The 25,429-nt window shown below is 58.8% G+C and carries 26 protein-coding genes; 17 read left to right on the top strand and 9 right to left on the bottom strand.

The window, feature by feature from the left end; genetic code table 11:
* Positions 1-51: 51 nt before the first annotated feature.
* Both HNR03_RS29925 and HNR03_RS29920 read right to left on the bottom strand, forming a co-directional pair.
* Positions 52-702, bottom strand: coding sequence for an HAD family hydrolase (locus tag HNR03_RS29925; protein ID WP_259157737.1), 651 nt, complete (start codon positions 700-702; stop codon positions 52-54).
* 44 nt (positions 703-746) lie between these two features.
* Positions 747-1,292, bottom strand: coding sequence for a gamma carbonic anhydrase family protein (locus tag HNR03_RS29920; RefSeq protein WP_222589221.1), 546 nt, complete (start codon positions 1,290-1,292; stop codon positions 747-749).
* A 62-nt stretch (positions 1,293-1,354) separates the two neighbouring features.
* Between HNR03_RS29920 and prlC the strand changes: the two genes are divergently transcribed.
* A complete protein-coding gene (gene prlC, locus HNR03_RS29915) occupies positions 1,355-3,433 on the top strand; it encodes an oligopeptidase A (protein ID WP_259157734.1) in 2,079 nt (692 codons plus the stop codon).
* The gene (locus HNR03_RS29910; protein WP_090177333.1) at positions 3,430-3,717 is read left to right on the top strand and encodes a YheV family putative zinc ribbon protein; all 288 of its coding nucleotides are present in this window, start codon (positions 3,430-3,432) and stop codon (positions 3,715-3,717) included. The genes prlC and HNR03_RS29910 overlap by 4 nt, the downstream gene beginning before the upstream one ends.
* A gap of 55 nt (positions 3,718-3,772) precedes the next feature.
* On the opposite strand, the gene HNR03_RS29905 is transcribed toward HNR03_RS29910, so the two are convergent.
* Positions 3,773-4,423 (bottom strand): dual specificity protein phosphatase family protein, encoded by a 651-nt coding sequence (locus tag HNR03_RS29905; RefSeq protein WP_222589219.1) that lies wholly within the window; start codon positions 4,421-4,423, stop codon positions 3,773-3,775.
* Positions 4,424-4,717: 294 nt separating this feature from the next.
* On the opposite strand from HNR03_RS29905, the gene HNR03_RS29900 reads away from it, so the two are divergent.
* The 3 genes from HNR03_RS29900 to HNR03_RS29890 are packed head-to-tail and all read left to right on the top strand — an operon-like array spanning position 4,718 to position 8,562.
* Positions 4,718-5,458 carry a gluconate 2-dehydrogenase subunit 3 family protein gene (locus HNR03_RS29900; protein WP_259157727.1) on the top strand — a complete coding sequence of 247 codons (741 nt, stop codon included), beginning with the start codon at positions 4,718-4,720 and terminating at the stop codon, positions 5,456-5,458.
* 2 nt (positions 5,459-5,460) lie between these two features.
* Entirely contained in the window at positions 5,461-7,245 is a 1,785-nt protein-coding gene (locus HNR03_RS29895; protein WP_259157723.1) for a GMC family oxidoreductase, read from the top strand.
* 12 nt (positions 7,246-7,257) lie between these two features.
* Positions 7,258-8,562 carry a cytochrome c gene (locus HNR03_RS29890; protein ID WP_259157720.1) on the top strand — a complete coding sequence of 435 codons (1,305 nt, stop codon included), beginning with the start codon at positions 7,258-7,260 and terminating at the stop codon, positions 8,560-8,562.
* Between the two features lie 61 nt (positions 8,563-8,623).
* Here the strand turns inward: HNR03_RS29890 and HNR03_RS29885 are convergent, their stop codons facing one another.
* Entirely contained in the window at positions 8,624-8,929 is a 306-nt protein-coding gene (locus HNR03_RS29885) for a hypothetical protein (RefSeq protein ID WP_259157718.1), read from the bottom strand.
* A 225-nt stretch (positions 8,930-9,154) separates the two neighbouring features.
* On the opposite strand from HNR03_RS29885, the gene HNR03_RS29880 reads away from it, so the two are divergent.
* The 3 genes from HNR03_RS29880 (at position 9,155) to HNR03_RS29870 (ending at position 12,805) form a co-directional block, all read left to right on the top strand.
* Positions 9,155-10,213 carry a PA0069 family radical SAM protein gene (locus tag HNR03_RS29880; protein ID WP_259157716.1) on the top strand — a complete coding sequence of 353 codons (1,059 nt, stop codon included), beginning with the start codon at positions 9,155-9,157 and terminating at the stop codon, positions 10,211-10,213.
* A gap of 243 nt (positions 10,214-10,456) precedes the next feature.
* Positions 10,457-11,188, top strand: a complete 732-nt coding sequence (locus HNR03_RS29875; RefSeq protein WP_222589213.1) for a carbonic anhydrase — start codon at positions 10,457-10,459, stop codon at positions 11,186-11,188.
* Positions 11,189-11,278: 90 nt separating this feature from the next.
* The gene (locus tag HNR03_RS29870; RefSeq protein WP_259157714.1) at positions 11,279-12,805 is read left to right on the top strand and encodes a SulP family inorganic anion transporter; all 1,527 of its coding nucleotides are present in this window, start codon (positions 11,279-11,281) and stop codon (positions 12,803-12,805) included.
* Positions 12,806-12,925: 120 nt separating this feature from the next.
* Here HNR03_RS29870 and HNR03_RS29865 read toward each other — a convergent pair whose 3' ends face one another.
* Positions 12,926-13,576: a hypothetical protein gene (locus HNR03_RS29865; RefSeq protein ID WP_222589211.1), complete on the bottom strand. Its 651-nt coding sequence runs from the start codon at positions 13,574-13,576 to the stop codon at positions 12,926-12,928.
* 370 nt (positions 13,577-13,946) lie between these two features.
* Here HNR03_RS29865 and coxB point away from each other — a divergent pair, with 370 nt between their 5' ends.
* From coxB to HNR03_RS29845, 4 genes are all read left to right on the top strand, one after another.
* Positions 13,947-15,074 (top strand): cytochrome c oxidase subunit II, encoded by a 1,128-nt coding sequence (gene coxB / locus HNR03_RS29860; protein WP_259157711.1) that lies wholly within the window; start codon positions 13,947-13,949, stop codon positions 15,072-15,074.
* An 82-nt stretch (positions 15,075-15,156) separates the two neighbouring features.
* Positions 15,157-16,749, top strand: coding sequence for a cytochrome c oxidase subunit I (gene ctaD, locus HNR03_RS29855; protein ID WP_259157710.1), 1,593 nt, complete (start codon positions 15,157-15,159; stop codon positions 16,747-16,749).
* A gap of 117 nt (positions 16,750-16,866) precedes the next feature.
* A complete protein-coding gene (locus tag HNR03_RS29850; RefSeq protein ID WP_208670660.1) occupies positions 16,867-17,418 on the top strand; it encodes a cytochrome c oxidase assembly protein in 552 nt (183 codons plus the stop codon).
* Between the two features lie 25 nt (positions 17,419-17,443).
* Complete coding sequence (locus HNR03_RS29845; RefSeq protein ID WP_259157708.1) at positions 17,444-18,331, top strand: cytochrome c oxidase subunit 3; 888 nt, start codon at positions 17,444-17,446, stop codon at positions 18,329-18,331.
* A 4-nt stretch (positions 18,332-18,335) separates the two neighbouring features.
* On the opposite strand, the gene HNR03_RS29840 is transcribed toward HNR03_RS29845, so the two are convergent.
* Entirely contained in the window at positions 18,336-18,539 is a 204-nt protein-coding gene (locus HNR03_RS29840) for a twin transmembrane helix small protein (RefSeq protein WP_090177370.1), read from the bottom strand.
* 69 nt (positions 18,540-18,608) lie between these two features.
* Between HNR03_RS29840 and HNR03_RS29835 the strand changes: the two genes are divergently transcribed.
* Genes HNR03_RS29835 through HNR03_RS29815 form a run of 5 tightly spaced genes read left to right on the top strand, consistent with a single transcriptional unit; the run spans position 18,609 to position 22,514 of the window.
* Positions 18,609-19,349 (top strand): SURF1 family protein, encoded by a 741-nt coding sequence (locus HNR03_RS29835; RefSeq protein WP_222589206.1) that lies wholly within the window; start codon positions 18,609-18,611, stop codon positions 19,347-19,349.
* Positions 19,315-19,908, top strand: a complete 594-nt coding sequence (locus HNR03_RS29830; RefSeq protein ID WP_259157704.1) for a hypothetical protein — start codon at positions 19,315-19,317, stop codon at positions 19,906-19,908. Before HNR03_RS29835 ends, HNR03_RS29830 begins: the two co-directional genes overlap by 35 nt.
* A 10-nt stretch (positions 19,909-19,918) precedes the next feature.
* Positions 19,919-20,995, top strand: a complete 1,077-nt coding sequence (locus HNR03_RS29825; RefSeq protein WP_222589204.1) for a heme A synthase — start codon at positions 19,919-19,921, stop codon at positions 20,993-20,995.
* A complete protein-coding gene (cyoE, locus tag HNR03_RS29820) occupies positions 20,983-21,882 on the top strand; it encodes a heme o synthase (protein ID WP_222589203.1) in 900 nt (299 codons plus the stop codon). Before HNR03_RS29825 ends, cyoE begins: the two co-directional genes overlap by 13 nt.
* Entirely contained in the window at positions 21,879-22,514 is a 636-nt protein-coding gene (locus HNR03_RS29815; protein WP_259157699.1) for an SCO family protein, read from the top strand. Before cyoE ends, HNR03_RS29815 begins: the two co-directional genes overlap by 4 nt.
* 173 nt (positions 22,515-22,687) lie before the next feature.
* Here HNR03_RS29815 and HNR03_RS29810 read toward each other — a convergent pair whose 3' ends face one another.
* The 3 genes from HNR03_RS29810 to HNR03_RS29800 all read right to left on the bottom strand — a co-directional run bounded on the left by HNR03_RS29810 (position 22,688) and on the right by HNR03_RS29800 (position 25,202).
* Entirely contained in the window at positions 22,688-23,458 is a 771-nt protein-coding gene (locus HNR03_RS29810; RefSeq protein ID WP_090177385.1) for a MetQ/NlpA family ABC transporter substrate-binding protein, read from the bottom strand.
* A 62-nt stretch (positions 23,459-23,520) separates the two neighbouring features.
* Positions 23,521-24,195, bottom strand: a complete 675-nt coding sequence (locus HNR03_RS29805) for a methionine ABC transporter permease (protein ID WP_090177389.1) — start codon at positions 24,193-24,195, stop codon at positions 23,521-23,523.
* On the bottom strand, positions 24,195-25,202 hold the full coding sequence (locus HNR03_RS29800) for a methionine ABC transporter ATP-binding protein (RefSeq protein ID WP_259157695.1): 1,008 nt from the start codon (positions 25,200-25,202) through the stop codon (positions 24,195-24,197). Before HNR03_RS29800 ends, HNR03_RS29805 begins: the two co-directional genes overlap by 1 nt.
* Between the last annotated feature and the right edge of the window lie 227 nt (positions 25,203-25,429).

Raw genomic sequence — 25,429 nt, 5'->3', positions numbered from 1 at the left:
TCGCTCCCACAGGATCCGTGTGGACGCGCGGCTGCTCGCGATGGCGATTAACTAGCGTTGCAAGAACGCCTGATGCATCTCTTCCAGCGTTTCGAAGTGATATGCGGGCGCTTCAGCGCTCAACTCTTCCCGACTGCCAAAGCCATAACCCACCGCCGCCGCATCCAGTCCATTGCTGCGAGCACCGATCAGGTCGTGTTTGCGATCGCCAACCATCAGCGTGCTGGCCGGATCCAGACCTTCTTCGGCCATCAGGTGGGCTATCAACTCGACCTTGTTGGTCCGGGTGCCATCCAGTTCGCTGCCGTAAATCACTTTGAAGTGCCTGGCGAAATCGAAGTGCCGGGCGATTTCCCGAGCGAACACCCACGGTTTGGACGTCGCGATATACAGCTGGCGCCCTTGCCCGCTCAAGGTTTCCAACAACGGCGTAACGCCGTCGAATACGCGGTTCTCATACAAACCGGTTACCTTGAAGCGTTCGCGGTAGAAATTCACGGCTTCCCAGGCTTTGGCCTCGTCGAACGCGTAAAACTGCATGAACGCCTGCAACAACGGCGGGCCGATGAAGTGTTCGAGTTTGGTCAAGTCAGGCTCATCGATGCCCAGTTTGTTCAGGGCAAACTGGATCGAGCGCGTAATGCCCTCACGCGGATCGGTCAGGGTGCCATCGAGGTCGAACAGTACGGTTTGGTAATGCATGAAAATTCCTGGGCAAGTGCGAAACGCTTTCCGTTAGTCGAGGCTCAGAGCTGGTCGTAGCCTTCGGCCATGTGCAAATCCTTGAGCTTCACGTAATTCGCCGCACTGTAGGTAAAAAAGGCTTTTTCCTTGTCCGTCAGCGCGCGGATCTGTTTCACCGGACTCCCCACATAAAGGAAGCCGCTTTCCAGGCGTTTGCCCGGTGGCACCAGGCTCCCGGCGCCGACGATCACATCGTCCTCGATCACGGCACCGTCCATGACGATGCTGCCCATGCCGATCAGAATCCGGTTACCGACGCTGCAGCCATGCAGCATGACTTTATGGGCAATGGTCACGTCGTCTCCGATCAGGCAGGCGAAGCCATCGGGGTTGAACGGCCCGGCGTGAGTGATGTGCAACACGCAGCCATCCTGAACACTGGTGCGCGCGCCGATACGGATGCGGTGCATGTCGCCACGGATGACCGTCAGCGGCCAGACAGAGCTGTCTTCGCCGATTTCGACGTCGCCGATCACCACTGCCGAACCGTCGACAAAAGCGCCTTTGCCCAGTAGCGGCGTATGGTTCTGATACTTGCGAAGGGTCACGATAGGGTTTCTCTCTGTTGCCGATAGCTGCGGTGAGCCTCGATTGTAATTAAGATGGCCGCATGTTTCTTCCAGCCAAGGTGCCAACCGTGAGCGTGAACAACCCTCTTTTGCAGTCCTACGACCTGCCGCCGTTCTCGGCGATCCGTGCCGAACACGTGCAACCGGCCATTGACCAGATTCTCACTGACAACCGCGCCGCCATTATCGAGATCCTCAAAACCCAGCGCAAACAGCCTACCTGGGCCGGTCTGGTGCTGGCGATGGACGAACTCAATGATCGCCTGGGCGCCGCCTGGAGCCCGGTCAGCCACCTGAACGCCGTGTGCAACAGCGCTGAACTGCGCGAAGCCTACGAGTCGTGCCTGCCGGCATTGAGCGCCTACTCCACCGAACTGGGCCAGAACCGCGAGCTGTTCGAGGCTTTCGAAGCCTTGGCCAACAGCCCTGAGGCTGCCGGTTTCGATGTGGCGCAGAAAACTATCCTGGAACACTCGCTGCGCGACTTCCGTTTGTCGGGTATCGACCTCCCGCCAGCCGAGCAAAAACGCTACGCCGAAGTGCAGAGCAAACTGTCGGAGCTCGGCAGCCGCTTCTCCAACCAGTTGCTCGACGCCACTCAAGCCTGGACCAAACACGTTACCGACGAAGCCGCCCTCGCCGGCCTGACCGATTCGGCCAAGGCGCAAATGGCCGCAGCGGCCCAAGCCAAAGGCCTGGAAGGCTTCTTGATCACCCTGGAATTCCCGAGTTATTACGCGGTGATGACCTACGCCCACGACCGCGCCTTGCGCGAAGAAGTCTACGCCGCCTACTGCACCCGTGCGTCGGACCAGGGCCCGAATGCCGGCCAGAACGACAACGGCCCGGTCATGGAAGAAATCCTCGACCTGCGTCAGGAGCTGGCCAAGCTGCTGGGTTTCGCCAGCTTCTCGGAGCTGAGCCTGGCGACCAAAATGGCCGAATCCAGCGATCAGGTGCTGAGTTTCCTGCGCGATCTGGCCAAGCGCAGCAAACCGTTTGCCGTCCGCGACCTGGAACAACTCAAGGCTTACGCCGCCGAACAAGGTTGCCCGGACCTGCAAAGCTGGGACAGCGGTTTCTACGGTGAAAAACTGCGCGAACAACGCTACAGCGTTGCCCAGGAAGCACTGCGCGCTTACTTCCCGATCGACAAGGTACTGGGCGGCCTGTTTGCCATCGTCCAACGCCTGTACGGCATCGAGATTGCCGAGCTCAAGGGCTTCGACACCTGGCACCCGGATGTTCGTCTGTTCGAAATCAAGGAAAACGGCCAGCACGTCGGCCGCTTCTTCTTCGACCTCTACGCTCGCGCCAACAAGCGTGGCGGTGCATGGATGGACGGCGCACGCGACCGTCGCCGCACCATTAGCGGCGTATTGCAAAGCCCGGTGGCTAACCTGGTGTGCAACTTCACACCAGCGGACAGCGGCAAACCTGCGCTGCTGACCCACGACGAAGTCACCACCCTGTTCCACGAGTTCGGTCACGGCCTGCATCACCTGCTGACCCGCGTCGAACACGCTGGCGTGTCCGGCATCAACGGCGTGGCGTGGGATGCGGTCGAGTTGCCAAGCCAGTTCATGGAAAACTGGTGCTGGGAACCGGAAGGCCTGGCGCTGATTTCCGGGCACTACGAAACCGGCGAGCCGCTGCCGCAGGACCTGCTGGAAAAAATGCTCGCGGCGAAAAACTTCCAGTCCGGCCTGATGATGGTTCGACAGCTCGAGTTTTCGCTGTTCGACTTTGAACTGCACGCTACCCACGGCGATGGCCGCAGCGTGGCGCAAGTGCTCGAAGGTGTGCGCGACGAGGTGTCGGTCATGCGTCCACCGGCCTATAACCGTTTCCCCAACAGCTTTGCGCACATCTTCGCTGGCGGTTACGCGGCGGGTTACTACAGCTACAAATGGGCTGAAGTGCTGTCGGCAGATGCCTTCTCGAAATTCGAAGAAGATGGCGTGCTGAATGCCGAGACCGGTCGCGCCTTTCGCGAAGCGATCCTCGCCCGCGGCGGTTCTCAGGAACCGATGGTGCTGTTCGTCGACTTCCGCGGACGTGCGCCGTCGATTGACGCACTCTTGCGCCACAGCGGCCTGACTGAGGTCGCAGCAGCATGAGCGAGGGTCCTGTGATCACGAAGAAGCGCTTTATCGCCGGGGCGGTCTGCCCGGCCTGCAGCGAGCCCGACAAATTGATGATGTGGAATGAAGACGAGGTCCCGCACCGCGAGTGCGTGGGCTGCGGTTATTCCGACACGTTGAATGAACAAGGTCTGTCCGTGCCCAAGGAATTGGGCACGCGGGTCAATACGTCGGCGCTGAAGGCACCGGATGCCAAGGTTCAGGCGGTGCAGTTTTTCCCGAACCCGAAGCTGAAGAAAAAGCCTGACGAGCAACACTGAGTCAGCACCGTCCACACCTTCAGGGTGTGGACGGTAGCCTCATGATCCCTTCTGACTATTTATTCTCGACGTTCGCCGATTTGAACCAGTTCTTCATGGAGCACATGGCAAATGGGCTGGTACTGCAATCGCCATTGGCCAATGCGGTACGCAATTTGTCGGTATCCGCCTGCATCATGTAGCGAACACCGTCCTTGAAGTGGGTGCTGTCACCAAAACCGCCCTCGGTCATTTCGTTCAGAGCGTCTTCCTTGCTCCAACCCTGCACAACCACCCGATACATGGCCGCCATCAGGCCCGTGCGGTCGGAACCGTGTTTGCAATGCATCAACACCGGGCCTTTGGCCTCGGCATCCTGAATTGCGCGAAGGGCAGCGATGACTTGTGCATCATCCACGTGATTGGTGCGATAGGGCAGTTGGACCTGGTTGATGCCTGGTGTAGACAACCAGCGGGAGTCCGACTCAGGCAGGAAGTTGATGACGGTTCCAACCTTGAGCTTTTCCAGCAGCGGCACCACTCCACTGTCCGGCAATGCGCTGCGGTAAAGAGTCGGGGACATCTGGAAGAGGTTGTACTTCGCCTCCACCGGCTGCGCCCATTCCGCTGGTCGCGATGATGTGCTGTCGCCGGCCAAGGCCAGCGATACATTGAACAAGGCAACAAGCGACAGACACATAGCTGGGATAAAACGAGTAATGGGCATGCTCGGCGGCCGTAGGGAAGAAGGGAATAATGACGCTCAGCTTCAGCCTTGAGCGGTCAAAGCGCTGTGAGCCAACTGTCAAAGAATCGTGAATGCAGCAACTTTCGTCACAAAACCCGGTTTATTTCCGCTGAATCGGTTCATCCTGATACTTAGCCTGCTACCATTTGTTACCAAAGTTTGCATATGCGCAGCGTTATTACAGCCGCCAAAGATCCGCATCCCTGCCAAAACATAAAGCCATTCGACGAAACGGCTGAAAAAAAACCATCAATGCCTGATGAGGTGCCCCCCATGTCTGATCAAGATCGAGACAACCCGCGGCGTGAGTTCTTGCGCAAATCCCTGACCTTGATCCCGGTGGTCACCGTCGCCAGCACCGCGCTGGGCAGCTCCGTCCTGCTCGCCGCGCCAGAGTCGGCGCCGACCAACCCTGACAGAACTCCCGTCAGCACCAGCACTTATGAGCCCACCTACTTCACCGCCGAAGAATGGACATTCATCAAGGCTGCCGTTGCTCAATTGATCCCTAGTGATGCCCAAGGGCCTGGCGCGCTGGAAGCCGGCGTGCCGGAATATATCGACCGCCAAATGAACACCCCTTACGCCGCCGGTGCCCTGTGGTTTATGCAGGGGCCATTCAATGCCGATGCCGCGCCAGAAATGGGTTGGCAGAGCAAACTGGTGCCCAAAGAGATTTATCGCCTGGGTATTGCTGCCACGGATGCTTGGTCGAAGGCGTTCAACGGGAAAATATTTGCCGAGCAAGACAGCGCTATCCGAGACAATTTGTTGAAACAACTCGAGGCCGGAAAGCCTGAGTTCGATAGCGTCCCATCGAAGATTTTCTTCAACCTGCTGCTGCAAAACACCAAGGAAGGGTTCTTCTGCGACCCGATCCACGGGGGCAATAAAGGCATGGTCGGCTGGACCATGATCGGCTTCCCCGGCGCCCGCGCCGATTTCATGGATTGGGTGGAACGCAATGAGCAATACCCCTTTCCGGCAGTTTCGATTCGCGGCGAGAGGGCATAAGCATGGCAACGGTAATGAAGAAGGTCGATGCAGTCATCGTCGGTTTTGGCTGGACTGGCGCGATCATGGCCAAAGAGCTGACAGAAGCAGGCCTGAACGTGTTGGCGCTGGAGCGCGGACCGATGCAGGACACCTACCCTGATGGCAACTATCCCCAGGTGATCGACGAACTCACCTACAGCGTGCGGAAAAAACTCTTTCAGGACATCTCCAAAGAGACCGTTACCATTCGCCATAGCGTGAATGACATTGCACTGCCGAACCGCCAACTCGGCGCGTTCCTGCCCGGCAATGGCGTGGGCGGTGCCGGCCTGCACTGGTCCGGCGTGCACTTTCGGGTCGATCCGATCGAGTTGCGGATGCGCAGCCACTACGAAGAACGTTACGGCAAAAGCTTCATCCCCAAGGACATGACCATCCAGGACTTCGGCGTCAGCTATGAAGAGCTGGAGCCGTTTTTCGATTACGCCGAGAAAGTCTTCGGCACCTCGGGTCAGGCCTGGACGGTCAATGGCCAGTTGGTTGGTGAAGGCAAGGGCGGCAACCCTTACGCGCCAGATCGCTCGAATCCCTTCCCGCTGGAATCCCAGAAAAACACGGTTTCCGCACAACTGTTCCAGAAAGCCGCCACAGCTGTAGGTTACAAACCCTACAACCTGCCGTCGGCCAATACGTCCGGCCCGTACACCAATCCCTACGGCGCCCAGATGGGCCCGTGCAACTTCTGCGGTTTTTGCAGTGGTTACGTTTGTTACATGTACTCCAAGGCTTCGCCGAACGTGAATATTCTTCCGGCCCTCAAGCCGCTGCCGAATTTCGAGTTGCGGGCCAATTCCCACGTGCTGCGGGTCAACCTCGACAGCACCAAGAGCAAAGCCACCGGCGTGACCTACATCGACGGCCAGGGCCGAGAGATCGAGCAACCTGCCGACCTGGTGATCCTCGGCGCGTTCCAGTTCCACAACGTGCGATTGATGCTGCTCTCCGGCATCGGCAAGCCTTACGACCCGATCAGCGGCGAAGGCGTGGTCGGCAAGAATTTCGCCTACCAGAACATGGCCACCATCAAGGCGTTCTTCGACAAGGACACCCACACCAATAACTTCATTGGTGCCGGCGGCAACGGTGTGGCGATTGATGACTTCAACGCCGACAACTTCGACCACGGCCCCCACGGCTTCGTCGGCGGCTCGCCGATGTGGGTCAACCAGGCCGGCAGCCGGCCGATTGCCGGGACGTCCAACCCACCAGGCACGCCGGCCTGGGGCAGTGCCTGGAAACGTGCCACCGCCGATTACTACACCCACCAAGTGTCGATGGACGCCCACGGCGCGCATCAGTCCTACCGTGGCAACTACCTGGATCTCGACCCTGTTTACCGCGATTCCTACGGTTTGCCACTGCTGCGGATGACCTTCGACTGGCAAGAAAACGACATCAAGATGAACCGTTTCATGGTCGAGAAACTGGGCAAGGTCGCCGAAGCGATGGGCCCCAAAGCCATCGCCGTGATCGGCAAACAGGTCGGTGATCACTTCAACACCGCGTCCTACCAGACCACCCACCTCAACGGTGGCGCGATCATGGGCACCAACCCGAAAACCAGTGCCTTGAACCGTTACCTGCAGAGCTGGGACGTGCACAACGTGTTCGTCCCTGGCGCGTCGGCATTCCCACAAGGCCTGGGCTACAACCCTACAGGTCTGGTCGCCGCATTAACCTACTGGTCGGCGCGGGCGATCCGCGAGCAGTACCTGAAAAACCCCGGCCCGCTGGTTCAGGCTTAAGGAGCGATGAGCATGAAAGCATTCGTTATCGCGACCTTGGCCCTGCTTGGCAGTGGCTCGATCAGCGCCGCTGAAGTTGATCAAAACCTGATCAAACAAGGCGAATACCTCGCCCGTGCCGGCGACTGCGTGGCCTGTCACACTACCAAGGACGGCAAGCCATTCGCCGGTGGCTTGCCGATGGAAACGCCGATAGGGACGATCTATTCAACCAACGTCACGCCGGACAAAACCGGCCTGGGCGACTACAGCTTCGAGGACTTCGACAAAGCCGTGCGCCATGGCGTCGCCAAAAACGGTAGTACTTTGTACCCGGCGATGCCGTATCCGTCCTACGCCAGCGTCAACGCAACCGACATGCAAGCCTTGTACGCCTACTTCATGCACGGCGTGGCGCCAGTGGCCCAGGAGAACAAGGCCAGCGATATTCCCTGGCCATTGAGCATGCGCTGGCCGCTGATGGGGTGGCGCTGGCTGTTCGCCCCGGCCGTGGCTGACGACAAAGCGGCGCCTGGCGCAGATGCCGTGGTCAGTCGTGGGGCTTATTTGGTTGAAGGCCTGGGACATTGCGGCGCCTGCCATACGCCGCGTGCCCTGACCATGCAGGAAAAATCCTTGAATGCCGGGGAAGGTAGTACGTTTCTATCAGGCAGTGCGCCACTGGAAGGCTGGATCGCGAAAAGTCTTCGCGGTGATCACAAGGATGGCCTTGGCAGTTGGAGCGAAGAGCAACTGGTGCAATTCCTCAAGACCGGGCGCAGTGATCGCAGTGCGGTGTTCGGTGGCATGAGCGATGTGGTCACCCACAGCATGCAGTACATGACCGACGCCGACCTGACCGCGATTGCCCGTTACCTCAAGTCCCTGCCGGCCAATGACCCCAACGACCAGCCGCACCAGTACGACAAACAAGTCGCCCAGGCGCTATGGAAAGGTGACGACAGCAAGCCCGGCGCCTCGGTGTACATCGATAACTGCGCGGCCTGCCACCGTACCGACGGTCACGGTTATACGCGGGTGTTCCCGGCGTTGGCGGGCAACCCGGTGTTACAGTCGGACGATCCGACGTCGTTGATCCACATTGTGCTCAAGGGCGGGACCTTGCCGGCCACGCATACGGCACCGTCCACTTTCACCATGCCCGGGTTTGCCTGGCGGCTGTCGGATCAGGAAGTGGCGGATGTCGTGACCTTCATCCGCACAAGTTGGGGAAATAAAGGCACGACCGTAAAGTCCAGCGATGTAGCCAAACTGCGCAAGGATGATATGAAAACAACTTCCGGTGACGATCTTGGCCAACTCACCCAGCACAACTAAGTTGTCGTAATGAAATAAACCTGCATGAGCGATCATGCAGGTTTAATTAGTTATTCAACTATCAAGGATTGACGATAACGGAATAGGCCTTGGCCAGAGCCAGCAGCTTTTCCTTGTCATGACTATCGATATCACCGTCACCATCCACATCACTGCTGATTGTCTGGATATTAAAGGATCGACCGCCATCCGCCGAGACTGCCGTGATGTAGACGGAATCTACCAGTGCTTCGGTCTGTACGCCATTGACGTCATCCCAATCCAACTCCTTGCGGGCAAGTTGCATCGATACTTGCGCTTCATTTGGATTGACAATAGTCGGGGCCAACAACTGCAAAAAAATACCACGCTGATTAAACATTGACATTTATTAATTCCATTTAATAAGTAATTCACGAAGGTTTCGTGTGCCGGAGATAATACTTACCTCACTACACTACAACCTACTATTTATATGTTTCCCATGATGACGACATACCTCGTTAATACTCCCCATACAAAAACTGTTTTGATGCGACAGATCGCCGAACGGTACTGGTCGATTTCGACACGCCCATATACTGTATGAACATACAGCTAAAGGATTGAATCGATGAACATTCCTCTGCCACCACGCGGTCGCGGCACCGCCACCAACCCGCACAATCGCTTCGCACCGAATCGCTCGGTGGTCGAGGATGACGGCTGGTATCAGGAAGCGCCGGTCACCCAGGGCACCGAGGTGCGCATCGAAACGGCAAAAACCATCATCACCCGCAACAATTCTCCGGACTTGCCCTTCGACCGTTCGATCAATCCCTATCGCGGCTGTGAACACGGTTGCATTTACTGCTACGCGCGGCCCAGCCACGCTTACTGGGACATGTCGCCAGGGCTGGACTTCGAAACCAAATTGATCGCCAAGACCAACGCTGCCGATGTGCTGGAAGAACAACTGTCCAAGCGTGGCTATCAATGCGCGCCCATCAACCTGGGCTCCAACACCGATCCTTATCAACCGATCGAGCGTGAACACAAGATCACTCGCAAAACCCTCGAAGTGCTGCTGCGCTACCGCCATCCGGTGACTATCATCACCAAGGGCTCACTGATTCTTCGCGATCTGGACCTGTTGGCCGAACTCGCGGAGCAAAGGTTGGTGGCGGTGATGATCAGCCTCACAACCCTGGACGATGAGCTCAAACGCATCCTCGAACCCCGTGCCGCAGCGCCCAAGGCCCGGTTGCGCGCGATCAGGGTGATGCGTGAAGCGGGTATCCCGGTGGGCGTGCTGTGTTCGCCGATGATTCCGATGATCAACGACAGCGAACTTGAAAGCCTGCTCACCGAGGCTCACGCAGCGGGCGCGCAAAGTGCGGCCTACATGATGTTGCGTTTGCCGCTGGAGGTGGCGCCACTGTTCGAAGAATGGCTGGCGGCCCACTACCCTCAACGTGCCGCGCATGTGCTGAGCCTGATTCGACAAAGCCGCGGCGGCGAGCTCTATGACAGTCGGTTCGGTGCCCGGATGCGCGGTGAGGGGCCGTTCGCCGATCTATTGGCGCAACGTTTTGCCAAAACCATCAAACGCCTGGGGCTCAATCATCGCGAAGGCTTTAATCTGGACTGCGATTCCTTCTGCCCGCCGGGTCGCCAGATGTCATTGATTTGAGGACAATGGGCGTATGGTTGAGGAGTGGGAAATACATTTGGCCATGACGCCGGTCACGTTTTTTGTGACCTGGAACACACGTTCTAGAGCGTTCGATTCAGTTTGAGTTAAGTTTCGACGGCTACCTTGTTCATCGAGTGACTGACGGGTCTAGCTTTTCGGCCTGGATGTTTTTTAAACAGCCACTGGCTTCACACCGGACAAAACGGGAAAATTCCGTGACTCCGCCAAAGAGGATGAATCATGAGTGACAAGGATAAACAGCCGTTAGCTGCGTCGGCTTCAGCCCAACACGAGACGGAAACCTCCGATGCAGCGCTGAAACATATTGTTGACGGCTTTTTGCACTTTCATCACGAGGTTTTCCCGCAGCAGGAAGAACTCTTCAAAAAACTCGCCACGGCCCAAAGCCCGCGAGCGATGTTCATCGCCTGCGCCGACTCGCGCATCGTTCCCGAGCTTATTACCCAAAGCTCCCCCGGCGACTTGTTCGTAACCCGTAACGTCGGCAACGTCGTTCCGCCTTATGGTCAGATGAACGGCGGTGTTTCCACGGCCATCGAATACGCCGTGCTGGCACTCGGGGTGCAACACATCATCATTTGCGGGCACTCCGATTGCGGCGCGATGCGCGCGGTGCTCAACCCGCAAAGCCTGGAAAAAATGCCCACGGTCAAAGCCTGGCTGCGGCATGCCGAAGTGGCGAAAACCATGGTCCAGGAAAACTGCCATTGCACTGACGAAAACGAGACCATGCACTTCCTTACCGAGGAGAACGTGATCGCCCAGCTGCAGCATTTGCGCACTCACCCGTCGGTTGCTTCGCGCATGGCCAACGGTCACCTGTTTATCCATGGCTGGATCTACAACATCGAAACCAGCGAAATCAGAGCTTACGACGCGGATCAGGGGTGCTTCCTGCCGCTCGATGGCACTCATCCGATTCCGGTGGCGACGCCCAAAGCGCGCTTCTAAATCCTCCTAAATCTATGTGTGGTTTAGCCGAGGCTGCTGATTGAGCAGCCTGGCTTTGCCATGCCTGAAGAAAACTTCGGGAGAATCACCATGCGTGCTGCGCAATTGAAAGCTGTTCTGCCACGGGAGCTGCTGGCATCCGTGGTCGTGTTTCTCGTCGCCCTGCCCTTGTGCATGGGCATCGCGATCGCTTCGGGTTTGCCACCCGCCAAAGGTTTGATCACCGGGATCATTGGTGGACTGGTCGTCGGTTGGCTTGCCGGCTCGCCTCTGCAAGTCAGTGGCCCAGCGGCAGGTTTGGCGGTGCTGGTCTTCGAATTGGTGCGCCAGCACGGTATTGCCATGCTCGGGCCGATCCTGCTGCTGGCGGGTTTTCTGCAGCTGGTGGCCGGGCGCTTGAAGCTGGGTTGCTGGTTCCGGGTCACGGCGCCAGCCGTGGTTTACGGCATGCTTGCCGGGATCGGTGTGCTGATCGTGCTTTCACAGGTGCATGTGATGCTCGACGCCGTGCCCAAGCCTTCCGGCCTGGACAATCTCGCGGCCTTCCCGGCTGCCGTCATGCAGGCATTGCCGTCCCTTGGCTGGCAGGCAGGTTTGCTTGGGTTGTCGACGATTGCCGTGATGTGGCTGTGGGAAAAATTTCGCCCTCACTCATTGCGCTTCATTCCCGGTGCACTGCTTGGCGTCGGGTTGGCGACTGTCGCCAGCCTTATCCTCGCGTTGCAGGTCAAACGGGTGGAAGTCCCGGCCAATCTGGCCGAGGCCATCGACTGGTTGAAACCGGCCGACTTGCTCAACCTCGCGGACCCGACCTTGCTGATTGCCGCTTTTGCCGTGGCCTTCATCGCCAGCGCCGAAACCTTGCTCTCGGCAGCAGCGGTGGACCGTATGCACAGCGGCCAGCGTTCAGACTTTGACCGAGAGTTATCGGCGCAAGGGGTGGGCAATATGCTCTGCGGCCTGATGGGTGCGCTGCCAATGACCGGTGTGATCGTGCGCAGCTCGGCCAACGTTCAGGCCGGTGCCACCACGCGTCTGTCGACGGTGTTCCATGGTTTGTGGCTGCTGGCCTTTGTGTTGCTGTTGTCCAGTGTGCTGCAAAGTATTCCGGTAGCGAGCCTGGCGGGTGTGCTGGTGTACACCGGTTTCAAACTGGTCGACATGAAGGCCTTTCGAGGCCTGGGCCGCTATGGCCGGATGCCGATGTTCACTTACGCGGCGACAGCGCTGGCCATCATCTTCACCGACCTGCTGACGGGTGTGTTGATCGGCTTTGGCCTGACATTGGCGAAACTGGCGTGGAAAGCTTCGCGACTGAAAATCGGTCTGATCGACCTGCCCACGGACGGTGAAATGGAGTTGCGCCTGATGGGCGCCGCGACCTTTCTCAAAGTACCGGCATTGACTCAAGTCCTGGGGACCATCCCTGCAGGTACGACGGTGCATGTGCCGCTCAATAACCTGAGCTACATCGATCACTCGTGCCTGGAATTACTGGAGGAATGGGGCCGGGCCAATGCGGCCAAGGGGTCGAAGCTGATCATTGAAGCGAGGGGTCTGAAGCGCAGGTTGGAGGGGCGTTTGCGGACGACCACCGGCGTAGGTTCAGCCGCGTAGAAAACAATGTGGGAGCGGGCTTGCTCGCGAAAGCGGTGTGTCAGTCAACATCAATGTTGAATGATCGACCGCCTTCGCGAGCAAGCCCGCTCCCACAGGTGTTCGGTTTCTCCCGTTGGATCAAGCCGCCGGCTGATCCAGTTCAAAGCCCACGCCTAAACGGCGCGACATGCACGGCCAGCGCTTCCACGCGGCGCCAGTGTCCGGGCTGCTGAGCTTTTCACGGTAGGCCTCGACCGATTCCAGCGCAAAGCTTTCCTCGTTGAGCATCTCGTCCACGGCGTGATGTACCGCCTCGTCCAGCTGGTTGGCGAACTCCTCACCGATCAATTGGTGGGCAATCAGGTTGGCGACAGTCATGTCCAAGGGGATCAGTGGCTGGCCAAAATGCTTGATGTACAGATCGTTGACCTCTTCAACCAGCCGATGTGCCAGATACGCCTCGTCCAGCAGGCTGTCCAGACCGACATGACCGGCCATGATCGCCGGTGGCTGAAGGAAATACTGTTCGGCAATCGTCAGCACCGGTTTGATCTGTGACTCGATACCCGCTTCCCTGGCGACTTCATTGGCTGCATCCAGCAGATCAGGCACTTCATTTATGTAAGCGGCGACGAAACGCGCCAGTACACCGTTGGCATCCGTTTCCGGCAATTGAATCGATGGATGTAAATGAGGCAGTTTGCTTTCCAGCTGACGAGTCAGCAGGCCGGTATCGGCTTCATGTTGTTGGGCTTTTTGGATCTGCTCGCGCAATGCGGCGGTGTTCATGAAAACTCCAGGAAACAAGGCAATGAAATAGGGAAGACATAACTTAGCTGGCGTATGACGAACGCTAAGACGCATTTGTCATAATTGTTTCATCCTTGAGACGCCTCCGTTATATCGGTTTGCCACCACTCGTCTGCATCCTTCTCCATTCGTGACCTTGAACGCAAGTCCCAGCTGTTTCAGATCATTTACGCCATCACATTGCGAGGTCGCGGTCGCTGTCTATACTCGGGTTGGAATGGAGTTAGCTGATGACGCCCGACTGCACATGCAGCAAGGCACGGCGATTCAAGTTCGTAGTCTGAAAATGCCGCTCCCTTGCCGCTGGTGTTTGCCGGCGGGATAACAAGAACGATAAGGGGAACCCGCAATGATGCGACATCCACACGTCTGGATGGGCCTCCTGTTGTGGTCGATTTTCAGTCCTGCGCACGCCGCCTGGACTGTGAATATGGCGCCGGGAGCGACTGAAATCAGTCACGCAGTATTTGATCTGCACATGACCATCTTCTGGATCTGTGTGGTGATCGGCATCATCGTCTTCGGCGCCATGTTCTGGTCGATGATCCTCCACCGCCGCTCGACCGGGCAGGTGGCTGCAAAATTTCATGAAAGCACCACCGTCGAAATCCTCTGGACCATCGTGCCCTTCCTGATCCTGGTGGCCATGGCGGTTCCTGCGACCGCAACCCTGATCAAGATGTACGACGCCAGTGAACCGGATATCGAAATCCAGATCACCGGCTATCAGTGGAAGTGGCATTACAAATACCTCGGCCAGGACGTTGAGTTCTTCAGCAACCTGAACACCCCTGCCGATCAGATCCACAACAAGGAAACCAAGGGCGAGCACTACTTGCTCGAGGTCGACAAGCCGCTGGTGCTGCCGATCGGCGCCAAAGTTCGCTTCCTGGTGACTTCCGCCGACGTTATCCACTCCTGGTGGGTGCCGGCCTTCGCAGTCAAGCGCGACGCGATCCCGGGGTTCGTCAACGAAGCCTGGACCCGCATCGACAAACCGGGCATCTACCGTGGCCAATGTGCCGAATTGTGCGGCAAGGACCACGGCTTCATGCCGATCGTGGTCGAGGTCAAGGAAAAGGCCGACTACGACAAATGGCTGGCCGAACGTAAAGCCGAGGCCATGCAGCTTAAAGAGCTGACCAGCAAGGAATGGACGCTCGACGAGCTCAAAGAACGCGGCGACAAGATCTATCACACCACCTGCGTGGCCTGTCACCAGGCCGAAGGCCAAGGCCTGCCGCCAATGTTCCCGGCGCTTAAAGGCTCGCCGATTGCTACCGGCCCCAAAGCCGACCACCTGCACCGCGTTTACTTCGGCAAACCCGGCACCGCCATGGCGGCGTTCGGCAAGCAGCTTTCGGAAGTCGATATCGCGGCGGTCGTGACCTACGAACGTAACGCCTGGGGCAACAACAAAGGCGACATGGTCACTCCTAAAGAAGTGCTGGAGCTGAAACAGGCGGAAAGCAAATGACCCGGTCTATTGCGCACGTAAGGAACCGGTCGGGGCTGCACGCCCTGACCTGCCCAGCCCCTCTGTTTGCAGGAGACAGGACATGACTGCTGTCGTCGATGACCATGTTCAAACCGAGACTGCCCACGCCCATGGCCCTGCCAAAGGCCTGATGCGCTGGGTGCTGACCACCAACCACAAGGATATCGGGACGCTGTACCTGTGGTTCGCGTTCTGCATGTTCCTGCTGGGCGGTTCGTTTGCGATGGTGATTCGCGCCGAACTGTTCCAGCCCGGACTGCAAATCGTCGAGCCGGCGTTCTTCAACCAGATGACCACCATGCACGGCCTGGTTATGGTCTTCGGTGCGGTGATGCCGGCCTTCGTCGGCCTCGCCAACTGGATGATCCCATTGATGATCGGCGCGCCTGACATGGCCCTGCCACGGATGAACAACTTCAGCTTCTGGCTGTTGCCGGCCGCATTCATCCTGCTGGTCTCGACCCTGTTCACCCCTGGTGGCGGACCGAACTTCGGCTGGACGTTCTACGCCCCCCTCTCCACGACCTATGCACCGGAAAGCGTCACGTTCTTCATCTTCGCCATCCACCTGATGGGGATCAGTTCGATCATGGGGGCGATCAACGTGATCGCAACCATCCTCAACCTGCGCGCCCCCGGCATGACGTTGATGAAAATGCCGCTGTTCGTCTGGACCTGGCTGATTACCGCGTTCCTGCTGATCGCGGTGATGCCGGTTCTGGCCGGTTGCGTGACGATGATGCTGATGGACATCCACTTCGGCACCAGTTTCTTCAGCGCCGCCGGTGGCGGTGACCCGGTGTTGTTCCAGCATGTGTTCTGGTTCTTCGGTCACCCCGAGGTGTACATCATGATCCTGCCGGCCTTCGGTGCCGTCAGCTCGATCATCCCGACCTTCTCGCGCAAGCCGCTGTTTGGCTACACCTCGATGGTCTATGCGACAGCGAGTATTGCGTTCCTGTCGTTCATCGTCTGGGCGCACCACATGTTCGTGGTCGGCATTCCACTGGTGGGCGAACTGTTCTTCATGTACGCCACGTTGCTGATCGCTGTGCCCACCGGGGTCAAGGTGTTCAACTGGGCCAGCACCATGTGGCAAGGCTCGTTGACCTTCGAGACGCCGATGCTGTTTGCGGTGGCGTTCGTGATCCTGTTCTCCATCGGCGGCTTCTCCGGCTTGATGCTGGCCATCGCCCCGGCGGACTTCCAGTACCAGGACACCTACTTCGTGGTCGCGCACTTCCACTACGTGCTGGTGCCGGGGGCGATCTTCGGGATCTTCGCGTCAGCCTACTACTGGATGCCGAAATGGACCGGCCACATGTATGACGAAACCCTGGGCAAGCTGCACTTCTGGCTCTCGTTCATCGGCATGAACATGGCGTTCTTCCCGATGCACTTCGTAGGCCTGGCCGGCATGCCGCGGCGGATTCCGGACTACAACCTGCAATTTGCCGACTTCAACATGGTGTCGTCGATTGGCGCGTTCATGTTCGGCGCCACGCAGCTCTTCTTCCTGTTCATCGTGATCAAGACCATTCGCGGCGGCCCGCCAGCACCGGCCAAACCGTGGGATGGGGCCGAAGGCCTGGAGTGGAGCATCCCGTCACCCGCGCCGTATCACACGTTCACCACGCCGCCGGAAGTGAAATGAACGCACTGACCCTTGTGGGAACCGGCTTGTTCGCGATGGCAATTTGTCTGACTCACCGTGTCGCGTCCATCGCAGGCAAGCCAGCTCCCACAGGGTCTGGTGTTGAGGGCTTGAATCATGGCTGATTCGATTTCGCTGAAGAAACTCGTCACCCGCCTGCTACTGGTGGTGGTGGCGATGTTTGTCTTCGGCTTTGCCCTGGTGCCGATCTACGACGTGATGTGCAAGGCGTTCGGCATCAACGGCAAGACCGCCGGGCAATACGAAGGCGAGCAAGTGGTGGATATGTCGCGACAAGTGCGCGTGCAGTTTCTGTCGATGAATAACGCCGACATGGTCTGGGAGTTCTATCCCAAGGGCAATGAGCTGACGGCGCATCCGGGGGCCGTGAACGAGATGATTTTCGTCGCCTACAACCCGACCGATCACCCCATGAGCGCCCAGGCAGTGCCGAGCATCGCACCCAGTGAAGCGGCGGCGTACTTCCACAAAACCGAATGTTTCTGCTTTACCCAGCAAGTGCTGCAGCCCGGTCAACGGATCGAGATGCCGGTACGTTTCATCGTTGACCGTGACATGCCCAAGGATGTGAAGCACCTGACGCTGTCCTACACGCTGTTCGATATCACCGCCCGACATCCACCGGTAGCTGTAAACACTGGCGGTTGAGCGTGCCCGATAAGGAGAACAATAAATGGCAACTCATGAACATTATTACGTTCCGGCCCAGAGCAAATGGCCGATCATCGCCACGGTCGGCATGCTCACGACCGTTTTCGGCCTGGCCACCTGGTTCAATGACCTGAAAGCGGCGCGACCCGAATCCCACGGCCCGCTGATCTTTTTCGTCGGCGGCCTGCTGGTGGCCTACATGCTGTTCGGCTGGTTCGGCACGGTGATCAAGGAAAGTCGCGGCGGCTTGTACAGCGCGCAGATGGATCGCTCGTTCCGCTGGGGCATGAGCTGGTTCATCTTCTCCGAGGTGATGTTCTTCATCGCTTTCTTCGGTGCGCTGTTCTATGTAAGGCACATTTCGGGTCCCGCACTCGGCGGCGAAGGTCCGAAAGGTATCGCCCACATGCTGTGGCCTAACTTCCAGTTCGCCTGGCCGCTGCTGCATACCCCGGATCCGAAACTGTTCCCGCCACCCAAGGAAGTCATCAGCCCTTGGGGTTTGCCGTTGCTCAATACCGTGTTGCTGGTGAGTTCCAGCGTCACCATTACCATCGCCCACCACGCCTTGAAAAAGGGCCATCGCGGTGCGCTGAAAATCTGGCTGGCGATCACCGTGCTGCTGGGTTGCGCGTTCCTCACCTTCCAGGCTGAAGAGTACATGCACGCCTACCACGAGCTGGGCCTGACCCTCGGCTCGGGCATCTACGGCGCGACGTTCTTCATGCTCACCGGTTTCCACGGCGCCCACGTGACCATCGGCACCATCATTCTGTTTGTGATGCTGATGCGGATCATGCGAGGACACTTCGATAACGAACATCAGTTCGGCTTCGAGGCCGCGAGTTGGTATTGGCACTTCGTCGATGTGGTGTGGATCGGGCTGTTTGTTTTCGTCTACGTGCTCTGAGGTTTTACCAAGGTGCCGTAGAGACCAACTGGCCGCTGTAAAAACCCCAGGCGATCAAGCCGACGGTCACGGCGGCCAGTGCAACACGAACACTCAAGGCAATGACGAGGCGGTTCGAGCTGCTGTCGTCCTTGACCAGAAAAAACAGGCCGCTGAACAGGCTGACAACCGTGGCAATCAGCATCAGGACGATGGCTGCTTTGAGCATGGTGAAACTCCGGGGAAAGGCGATGCACTTGAGTATAGCTATCGCGATGACCGACTTTCTGGCGACGCCATGAAGCGCTTCCGGCCGGGTGTCGTGCCAACGCTGGTGGTCGCAATCCTGCTGCCGCTGCTGGTGTCGCTCGGGTTCTGGCAATTGAGCCGGGGCGCGGAAAAAAGCGCGCTCCTGCACACCTACACCGAACGCCGTGCCGCTGAACCGATGGCCAGTACCGCACTGCAACACACTGAAGATCCGGCGTTTCGCCGCGTTCACTTGCGCGGCCAGTTCGATCCCGCCCACAGCCTGCTGCTGGATAACCGCCAACGCGACGGCAAGGTCGGCGTCGAGTTGCTGCAACCGTTCCAGGATCAGGCCACCGGACTCTGGCTGCTGGTCAATCGCGGCTGGCTGCCGTGGCCGGACCGGCGCACACCGCCGCAATTCACCACGCCGACCGAGGCGTTGAACCTGACTGCCTGGGTTTACGTGTCCCCCGGCGCGACGTTTCAGTTGCACGCCGACCCGAGCACCACAACCTGGCCACAGCTGGTGACGGCCGTTGACCCGGCGAAGCTGTGGACCACGCTCGATCGTGAAGGCTTTGCCTACGAATTACGTGAAGAAACCGGCCCCGCGTCCTACCAGGCCGATTGGCCCGTGGTGGCCATGGGGCCGGAGAAACACATCGCTTATGCCGTGCAGTGGTTCGCCATGTCGATCGCCCTGCTCGGCCTTTTCATCTACCTCGGCTGGCACAACGCAAAGGAGAAACACCATGGGAGCGGCCATGAATCCACCCAGCATGTCTGAGGCGAAAACACCGGTGAGCCGGCGCAAGGGTCGCTTGCAGTTGCTGCTGATCCTGCTGGGGGTGATCGGTCCGATGATCCTCGCCACCGGCATGTACAAATTGCAATTCTGGGTGCCAGAGGGCCGCAGCTATCACGGCGAACTGATCGGCAATGGCCAGTCCCGCGCCGACCTTGGCGTGCAGGCGCAAGAGGACCGTTGGCAATTGCTGGTCACGGCGCCCAAGGAGTGTTCGGTCGACTGCCAACAACTGGTGTACCTGGCGCGACAAGTCCAGATCGGCCTTGGCCGCGACGCCGGGCGCGCCAGTCACGCACTCGCCGCGGCGCAACCGCTGAGCAGCGATTACGACGCCAAACTCACCCGCGAGTATCCTCAATTACAGCGCTATCCACTGAATTTGACCGAGTTCCATAAAGCCGCCGGCGACCAGGCAGTACCGCATCTCTGGATCATCGACCCTCACGGCAATCTGGTGCTGCGCTACGACCCGACGGTCAAGGGTAAGGACCTGCTCAACGACCTGCGTCATCTGTTGAAACTGTCGAACATCGGATAAGGGCATCGTCATGGCCAAACCTGGATTTCGCCTCGCGTTGTTTGCCACCTTGCTGGCACTGATTGTAGTGCTGCTCGGCGCCTACACCCGCCTGACCCACGCCGGCCTCGGCTGCCCGGACTGGCCGGGCTGCTACGGTTTTATCAGCGTGCCCAAAGGCGAAGCTCAACTGGCCCATGCCGAATTGCATTTTCCCGAGGCGCCTGTCGAAGCCCATAAAGGCTGGAACGAGATGGTCCACCGCTATTTCGCCGGCACACTGGGGCTGTTGATTTCGGTGCTGGCCGGGCGTGCCTGGGTGCATCGCCGTCATCCGGGGCAACCGGTGAAGTTGCCATTGTTTCTGTTGGGCGTGGTGTTTGCCCAAGCGGCGTTCGGCATGTGGACGGTAACGCTCAAGCTCTGGCCGCAGGTGGTCACCGGGCATTTGCTCGGCGGATTTGCGACGCTGAGTCTGTTGTTTTTGCTGACCTTGCGCCTGTCCGGCTTAGTGCCGGCGCTGACGGTGCCACGGCGTCTGCAACACTGGGCGACGGCGGGATTGCTGCTGGTGATCCTGCAAATCGCCCTCGGCGGTTGGGTCAGCTCCAACTACGCGGCAGTGGCCTGCATCGATTTCCCGACCTGCCATGGGCAATGGCTGCCGCCGGCTGACTTCGCCAACGGCTTTCACCTGACCCAGCACATCGGCCCCAATTACCTTGGCGGGCAACTGGATAGCGATGCCCGCACGGCGATTCACCTGACTCACCGGATCGGCGCGTTGCTGGTGACGCTCGTACTACTTGGGCTGGCCTGGCAACTGAAGGTGGTCGGCATGACTCGCCTGGCAGGGCTGGTGCTGATTGCACTCGGCGCACAAATCACCCTCGGCATCAGCAACGTGCTGTTCCACCTGCCCCTGCCGGTGGCTGTCGCCCATAACGCCGGTGGCGCGGCGCTGCTACTGACGATGGTCCTGGTCAACTATCACGCGCGAACCAGTCTGGTTCGGGTGAAGCAGCAAACTCCGCGCTGGCGCTTCAGCCCGCGTAAACATTCGGCCGGCCCCATAACAATAAAAGGAGAGACGCCATGGCGACTCTGATCGGCGCGCGTCACAGTCAGGCCATCTGGCGTGATTACCTGGAGCTGACCAAGCCCAAAGTGGTGGTGCTGATGCTCATCACCTCGCTGGTCGGCATGTTTCTGGCGACCCGCGCCGGGGTGCCGTGGACCGTGCTGGTGTTTGGCAATCTGGGGATCGCACTGTGTGCGGGCGGCGCAGCGGCGGTGAACCATGTGGTCGACCGGCGTATTGATGCGGTCATGGCTCGCACGCACAAACGCCCCTTGGCCGAAGGTCGAGTGTCCCCGGCAGCCGCGCTGATTTTTGCCCTGGTGTTGGCGCTGCTTGGACAAGCCGTGCTGCTGGCCTTCACCAATGCGCTGACAGCCTGGCTGACCCTCGCTTCCTTGCTTGGCTACGCGGTGGTCTACACCGGTTTCCTGAAGCGCGCGACGCCGCAGAATATTGTCATCGGCGGCCTGGCCGGTGCCGCGCCGCCGTTGCTCGGCTGGACCGCTGCGACGGGGCATGTCAGCGCCGAACCGTTGCTGCTGGTGTTGATCATCTTCGCCTGGACCCCGCCACACTTCTGGGCCCTGGCCATTCACCGCAAAGAGGAATACGCCAAGGCCGACATTCCGATGCTGCCGGTCACCCATGGCGAGCACTACACCAAAATCCACATCCTGCTTTACACCTTCGCGCTGCTGGCCGTCAGCCTGATGCCCTACGTGATCCACATGAGCGGCATGCTCTACCTGATTTGCGCGCTGGGACTCGGCGCCAGATTCCTGCAATGGGCCATCGTGCTGTACCGTGGCACTCGGCCGCACGCGGCGATCAACACCTTCAAGTACTCTATTTACTACTTGTTCCTGCTGTTTATCGCGCTGCTCGTAGACCACTACTTACTGTTGAACCTATGACTCGAACTCAGAAAACCGTCTTCATCCTTGTCGCCCTGATCGCACTGGTTCTGGGCCTGACCATCAACAAAGTGCTGTCCGGCAAAGGCCAGGGCGATCCGACAGCGCTGATCGACGCCGGGATCATTTTGCTGCCGCAAAGCCGCAACCTGCCGAACGTGACGATGACGGACGAAGACGGCAAGCCTGTCACGGTCAATGAGCTGAAAGACAAATGGTCGCTGCTGTTCTTCGGTTACACCTTCTGCCCGGACATCTGCCCGACCACCCTCGCCCAGTTGCGTCAGATCAAGAGTGAATTGCCGCCAGAGGCGGTGGCCAAGTTGCAGATCATTCTGGTCAGCGTCGACCCGAACCGTGACACGCCCAAGCAACTCAAGCAGTACCTGGGTTACTTCGATCCGCAGTTCAAAGGCCTGACGGCCTCTTCCGTGGACGACATTCAAAAACTGGCCAACGCGGTGAGCATCCCGTTTATTCCGGCGGACACCAGCAAGCCGAACTACACCGTCGACCACAGCGGCAACCTCGCGGTGATCGGGCCGGACGGGACGCAACGTGGATTCATTCGTGCACCGTTGAATAACCAGAAACTGGTGGCGCAATTGCCGGTGATGCTCAAGCGCAAGTAAGAAAACCGGCCAAAAAAAAACCGCAGCCCAAGCTGCGGTTTTTTTATATCTGATCGTTCCCACGCTCCGCGTGGGAATGCAGCCAGGGACGCTCTGCGTCCCCAAACGGACGCGGAGCGTCCGGTGAGGCATTCCCACGCAGAGCGAGGGAACGATCAGTGTAGAGGGGTAGATCAGAACGCCGGCAATACCGCGCCTTTGTACTTCTCGAGGATGAAGGCTTTCACTTCCGGGCTGTGCAGGGCAGCAACCAGTTTCTTCATCGCGTCGCTGTCCTTGTTGTCCTCACGGGCTACGAGGATGTTCACGTACGGCGAATCGTTGCCTTCGATGACCAGCGCATCCTTGGACGGATCAAGTTTGGCTTCCAGCGCGTAGTTGGTGTTGATCAGCGCCAGATCGACCTGAGTCAGCACGCGCGGGATGGTCGCGGCTTCCAGTTCACGGAATTTCAGGTCCTTGGTGTTCTCGGTGATGTCCTTGACGGTCGACAGGATATTGTTGGAATCCTTCAACTTGATCAGACCAGCCTTGGCCAGCAGCAACAGCGCACGGCCGCCGTTGGTGGCGTCGTTCGGAATCACCACGTTGGCGCCACCAGGCAGTTCGGTCAGCGCCTTGTACTTGCTGGAGTAAGCGCCCAGCGGTTCCAGGTGAACGCCGGCAACGGCCACCAGGTTAGTGCCCTTGGCCTTGTTGAACTCATTGAGGTACGGCTGGTGCTGGAAAAAGTTGGCGTCCAGACGTTTTTCGGCGACCTGCACGTTCGGCTGGATGTAATCGGTGAAGACTTTGACCTTCAAGTCCACACCTTCCTTGGCCAGGGCCGGCTTCACGAATTCGAGGATTTCTGCGTGCGGAACCGGGGTGGCCGCAACGGTCAGTTCATCGGCGTGAGCAGCGAACGCTGCAACAGCGGCGAACGCGACAAGTAGTTTTTTCATTCAGCTAACTCCATGTGAGGCGCCTGCATTTGGCGCCTGCCAGCGAATGGCCGGCTCATTTGTCATTTACGTGAAAAGTGTACGACCATCTTATCGCCGACGGTTTGCAACACTTGAACCAGTACCAGCAGCAACATCACCGTCACGACCATCACATCAGGCTGGAAACGCTGGTAACCGAAACGGATCGCCAGGTCGCCCAGACCACCCGCGCCCACCACACCCGCCATCGCCGTGTAGGACACCAGTGTAATCGCCGTCACCGTTATCGCCGCGAAGATGCCCGGGCGGGCTTCCGGCAGCAAGGCATTGGTGATGATCTGGCGCGTCGTAGCGCCCATCGCCTGGGTCGCCTCGATGATGCCGCGATCGACTTCACGCAAGGCGGTTTCCACCAGTCGTGCAAAAAATGGCGTAGCGCCTATCACCAGCGGCGGAATCGCACCGGCCACACCCAGGGACGTACCGGTGATCAGCACGGTGAACGGGATCATCACGATCAGCAGGATGATGAACGGCAGCGAACGCAGGATGTTCACCATCAGCGACAGCATCGCGTAGACGCCTTTGGCTTCGAGCAACTGACGCGGGCTGCAGAGAAACAGCAGCACGCCAAGCGGCAGGCCGAGCAAAACGGTAAACAACAGCGAACCGAAGAGCATCAGCAATGTATCGCCGGTGGCCAGCCAGATTTCGAACCAGTCGATATTGACGAAGAAACTTGTCAGGACTTCCATCAGCGCAACACCTCCATGTGGACGTCAGCGGCGGTGAAGTGGGCGAACGCCGCTTCCATGTCGCCACCGGTGACGGCCAGGGTCAATTGCCCGTAGGGGATGTCTTTGATGCGGTCGATACGGCCGGCGAGGATGCTGTAGTCCACACCTGTTTCCCGGGCAACGGTTCCCAGCAATGGCGCGTAGGTCGCTTCGCCCTGAAAGGTCAGGCGTACTATGCGGCCCGGCACGTGAGCGAAGTCATCGCGCTGTTCGCTTTCGTCGATCTGCTCGTCTTCTTGCACGAAGCGCTTGGTGGTCGGGTGCTTCGGATGCAGGAACACCTCGGCCACTGAACCTTGTTCGACGATCACGCCCGCGTCCATCACCGCCACTTGATCGCAGACCCGACGGATCACGTCCATCTCGTGGGTGATCAGGACGATGGTCAGCTTCAACTCGCGATTGATCTCGGCCAGCAATTGCAGGACCGACGCAGTGGTCTGCGGGTCCAGTGCGCTGGTGGCTTCGTCGCACAACAGGATTTTCGGCTTGGTCGCCAGGGCGCGGGCAATGCCGACGCGCTGCTTCTGGCCACCGGACAACTGCGCCGGGTACTTTTTGGCGTGATCGGACAAACCGACCCGTGCCAGCAATTCCGCCACCCGCAAGTCGATTTCACTGCGCGACAGTTCGCCGGCGAGGGTCAGCGGCAGCGCCACGTTGTCGGCCACGGTCTTGGATGCCAGCAGGTTGAAGTGCTGGAAAATCATCCCGACCTGCTGACGGAAACGCCGCAAGCTATTAGCGTCGAGCGCTGTGACTTCTTCGCCGTCGACAATGATCTTGCCGCCACTGGATTCTTCCAGGCGATTGATCAGACGCAGCAGGGTACTTTTTCCCGCACCGGAATGGCCGATCAGGCCAAAGACCTGACCGTTCTCAATCGTCAGACTGGTCGGGTGCAGGGCGGGAATATCCTTACCGGCGACGCGGTAGGTTTTGTGGACGTTTTGAAACTCGATCACGTAGCGAACCTTGTGGGGCGCGTTGGAAAAGGATCAGCGGTTAGCCGGGCGCGCATTTTAGCCTGTCCGTATAGAGGTTATTAGCATTTATTCCGCATTCAACCTTCCATTTGGCAATAACGCGATCAAAGGTTAGAAAAAAGGAACGGCGCAAAACGTCATCAGTCACTTATTAGGCAACTCGAAAACGCCCCCGGTGCCGTGCCTGGGGAATTGCTCAAGAGTCC

Source organism: Pseudomonas sp. JAI111, assembly GCF_024809425.1.
Taxonomy (GTDB): domain Bacteria; phylum Pseudomonadota; class Gammaproteobacteria; order Pseudomonadales; family Pseudomonadaceae; genus Aquipseudomonas.
The sequence above is the reverse complement of the archived record's forward strand: the minus strand, read 5'-3'. Positions and strand labels throughout refer to the sequence as shown.

Coding starts and splice junctions, on each gene's coding strand:
- HNR03_RS29925 (WP_259157737.1), bottom strand. CDS start 702: ATGCATTACCAAACCGTACTGTTCGACCTCGATGGCACCCTGACCGAT.
- prlC (WP_259157734.1), top strand. CDS start 1,355: ATGTTTCTTCCAGCCAAGGTGCCAACCGTGAGCGTGAACAACCCTCTT.
- HNR03_RS29910 (WP_090177333.1), top strand. CDS start 3,430: ATGAGCGAGGGTCCTGTGATCACGAAGAAGCGCTTTATCGCCGGGGCG.
- HNR03_RS29905 (WP_222589219.1), bottom strand. CDS start 4,423: ATGCCCATTACTCGTTTTATCCCAGCTATGTGTCTGTCGCTTGTTGCC.
- HNR03_RS29900 (WP_259157727.1), top strand. CDS start 4,718: ATGTCTGATCAAGATCGAGACAACCCGCGGCGTGAGTTCTTGCGCAAA.
- HNR03_RS29895 (WP_259157723.1), top strand. CDS start 5,461: ATGGCAACGGTAATGAAGAAGGTCGATGCAGTCATCGTCGGTTTTGGC.
- HNR03_RS29890 (WP_259157720.1), top strand. CDS start 7,258: ATGAAAGCATTCGTTATCGCGACCTTGGCCCTGCTTGGCAGTGGCTCG.
- HNR03_RS29885 (WP_259157718.1), bottom strand. CDS start 8,929: ATGTCAATGTTTAATCAGCGTGGTATTTTTTTGCAGTTGTTGGCCCCG.
- HNR03_RS29880 (WP_259157716.1), top strand. CDS start 9,155: ATGAACATTCCTCTGCCACCACGCGGTCGCGGCACCGCCACCAACCCG.
- HNR03_RS29875 (WP_222589213.1), top strand. CDS start 10,457: ATGAGTGACAAGGATAAACAGCCGTTAGCTGCGTCGGCTTCAGCCCAA.
- HNR03_RS29870 (WP_259157714.1), top strand. CDS start 11,279: ATGCGTGCTGCGCAATTGAAAGCTGTTCTGCCACGGGAGCTGCTGGCA.
- HNR03_RS29865 (WP_222589211.1), bottom strand. CDS start 13,576: ATGAACACCGCCGCATTGCGCGAGCAGATCCAAAAAGCCCAACAACAT.
- coxB (WP_259157711.1), top strand. CDS start 13,947: ATGATGCGACATCCACACGTCTGGATGGGCCTCCTGTTGTGGTCGATT.
- ctaD (WP_259157710.1), top strand. CDS start 15,157: ATGACTGCTGTCGTCGATGACCATGTTCAAACCGAGACTGCCCACGCC.
- HNR03_RS29850 (WP_208670660.1), top strand. CDS start 16,867: ATGGCTGATTCGATTTCGCTGAAGAAACTCGTCACCCGCCTGCTACTG.
- HNR03_RS29845 (WP_259157708.1), top strand. CDS start 17,444: ATGGCAACTCATGAACATTATTACGTTCCGGCCCAGAGCAAATGGCCG.
- HNR03_RS29840 (WP_090177370.1), bottom strand. CDS start 18,539: ATGCTCAAAGCAGCCATCGTCCTGATGCTGATTGCCACGGTTGTCAGC.
- HNR03_RS29835 (WP_222589206.1), top strand. CDS start 18,609: ATGAAGCGCTTCCGGCCGGGTGTCGTGCCAACGCTGGTGGTCGCAATC.
- HNR03_RS29830 (WP_259157704.1), top strand. CDS start 19,315: ATGGGAGCGGCCATGAATCCACCCAGCATGTCTGAGGCGAAAACACCG.
- HNR03_RS29825 (WP_222589204.1), top strand. CDS start 19,919: ATGGCCAAACCTGGATTTCGCCTCGCGTTGTTTGCCACCTTGCTGGCA.
- cyoE (WP_222589203.1), top strand. CDS start 20,983: ATGGCGACTCTGATCGGCGCGCGTCACAGTCAGGCCATCTGGCGTGAT.
- HNR03_RS29815 (WP_259157699.1), top strand. CDS start 21,879: ATGACTCGAACTCAGAAAACCGTCTTCATCCTTGTCGCCCTGATCGCA.
- HNR03_RS29810 (WP_090177385.1), bottom strand. CDS start 23,458: ATGAAAAAACTACTTGTCGCGTTCGCCGCTGTTGCAGCGTTCGCTGCT.
- HNR03_RS29805 (WP_090177389.1), bottom strand. CDS start 24,195: ATGGAAGTCCTGACAAGTTTCTTCGTCAATATCGACTGGTTCGAAATC.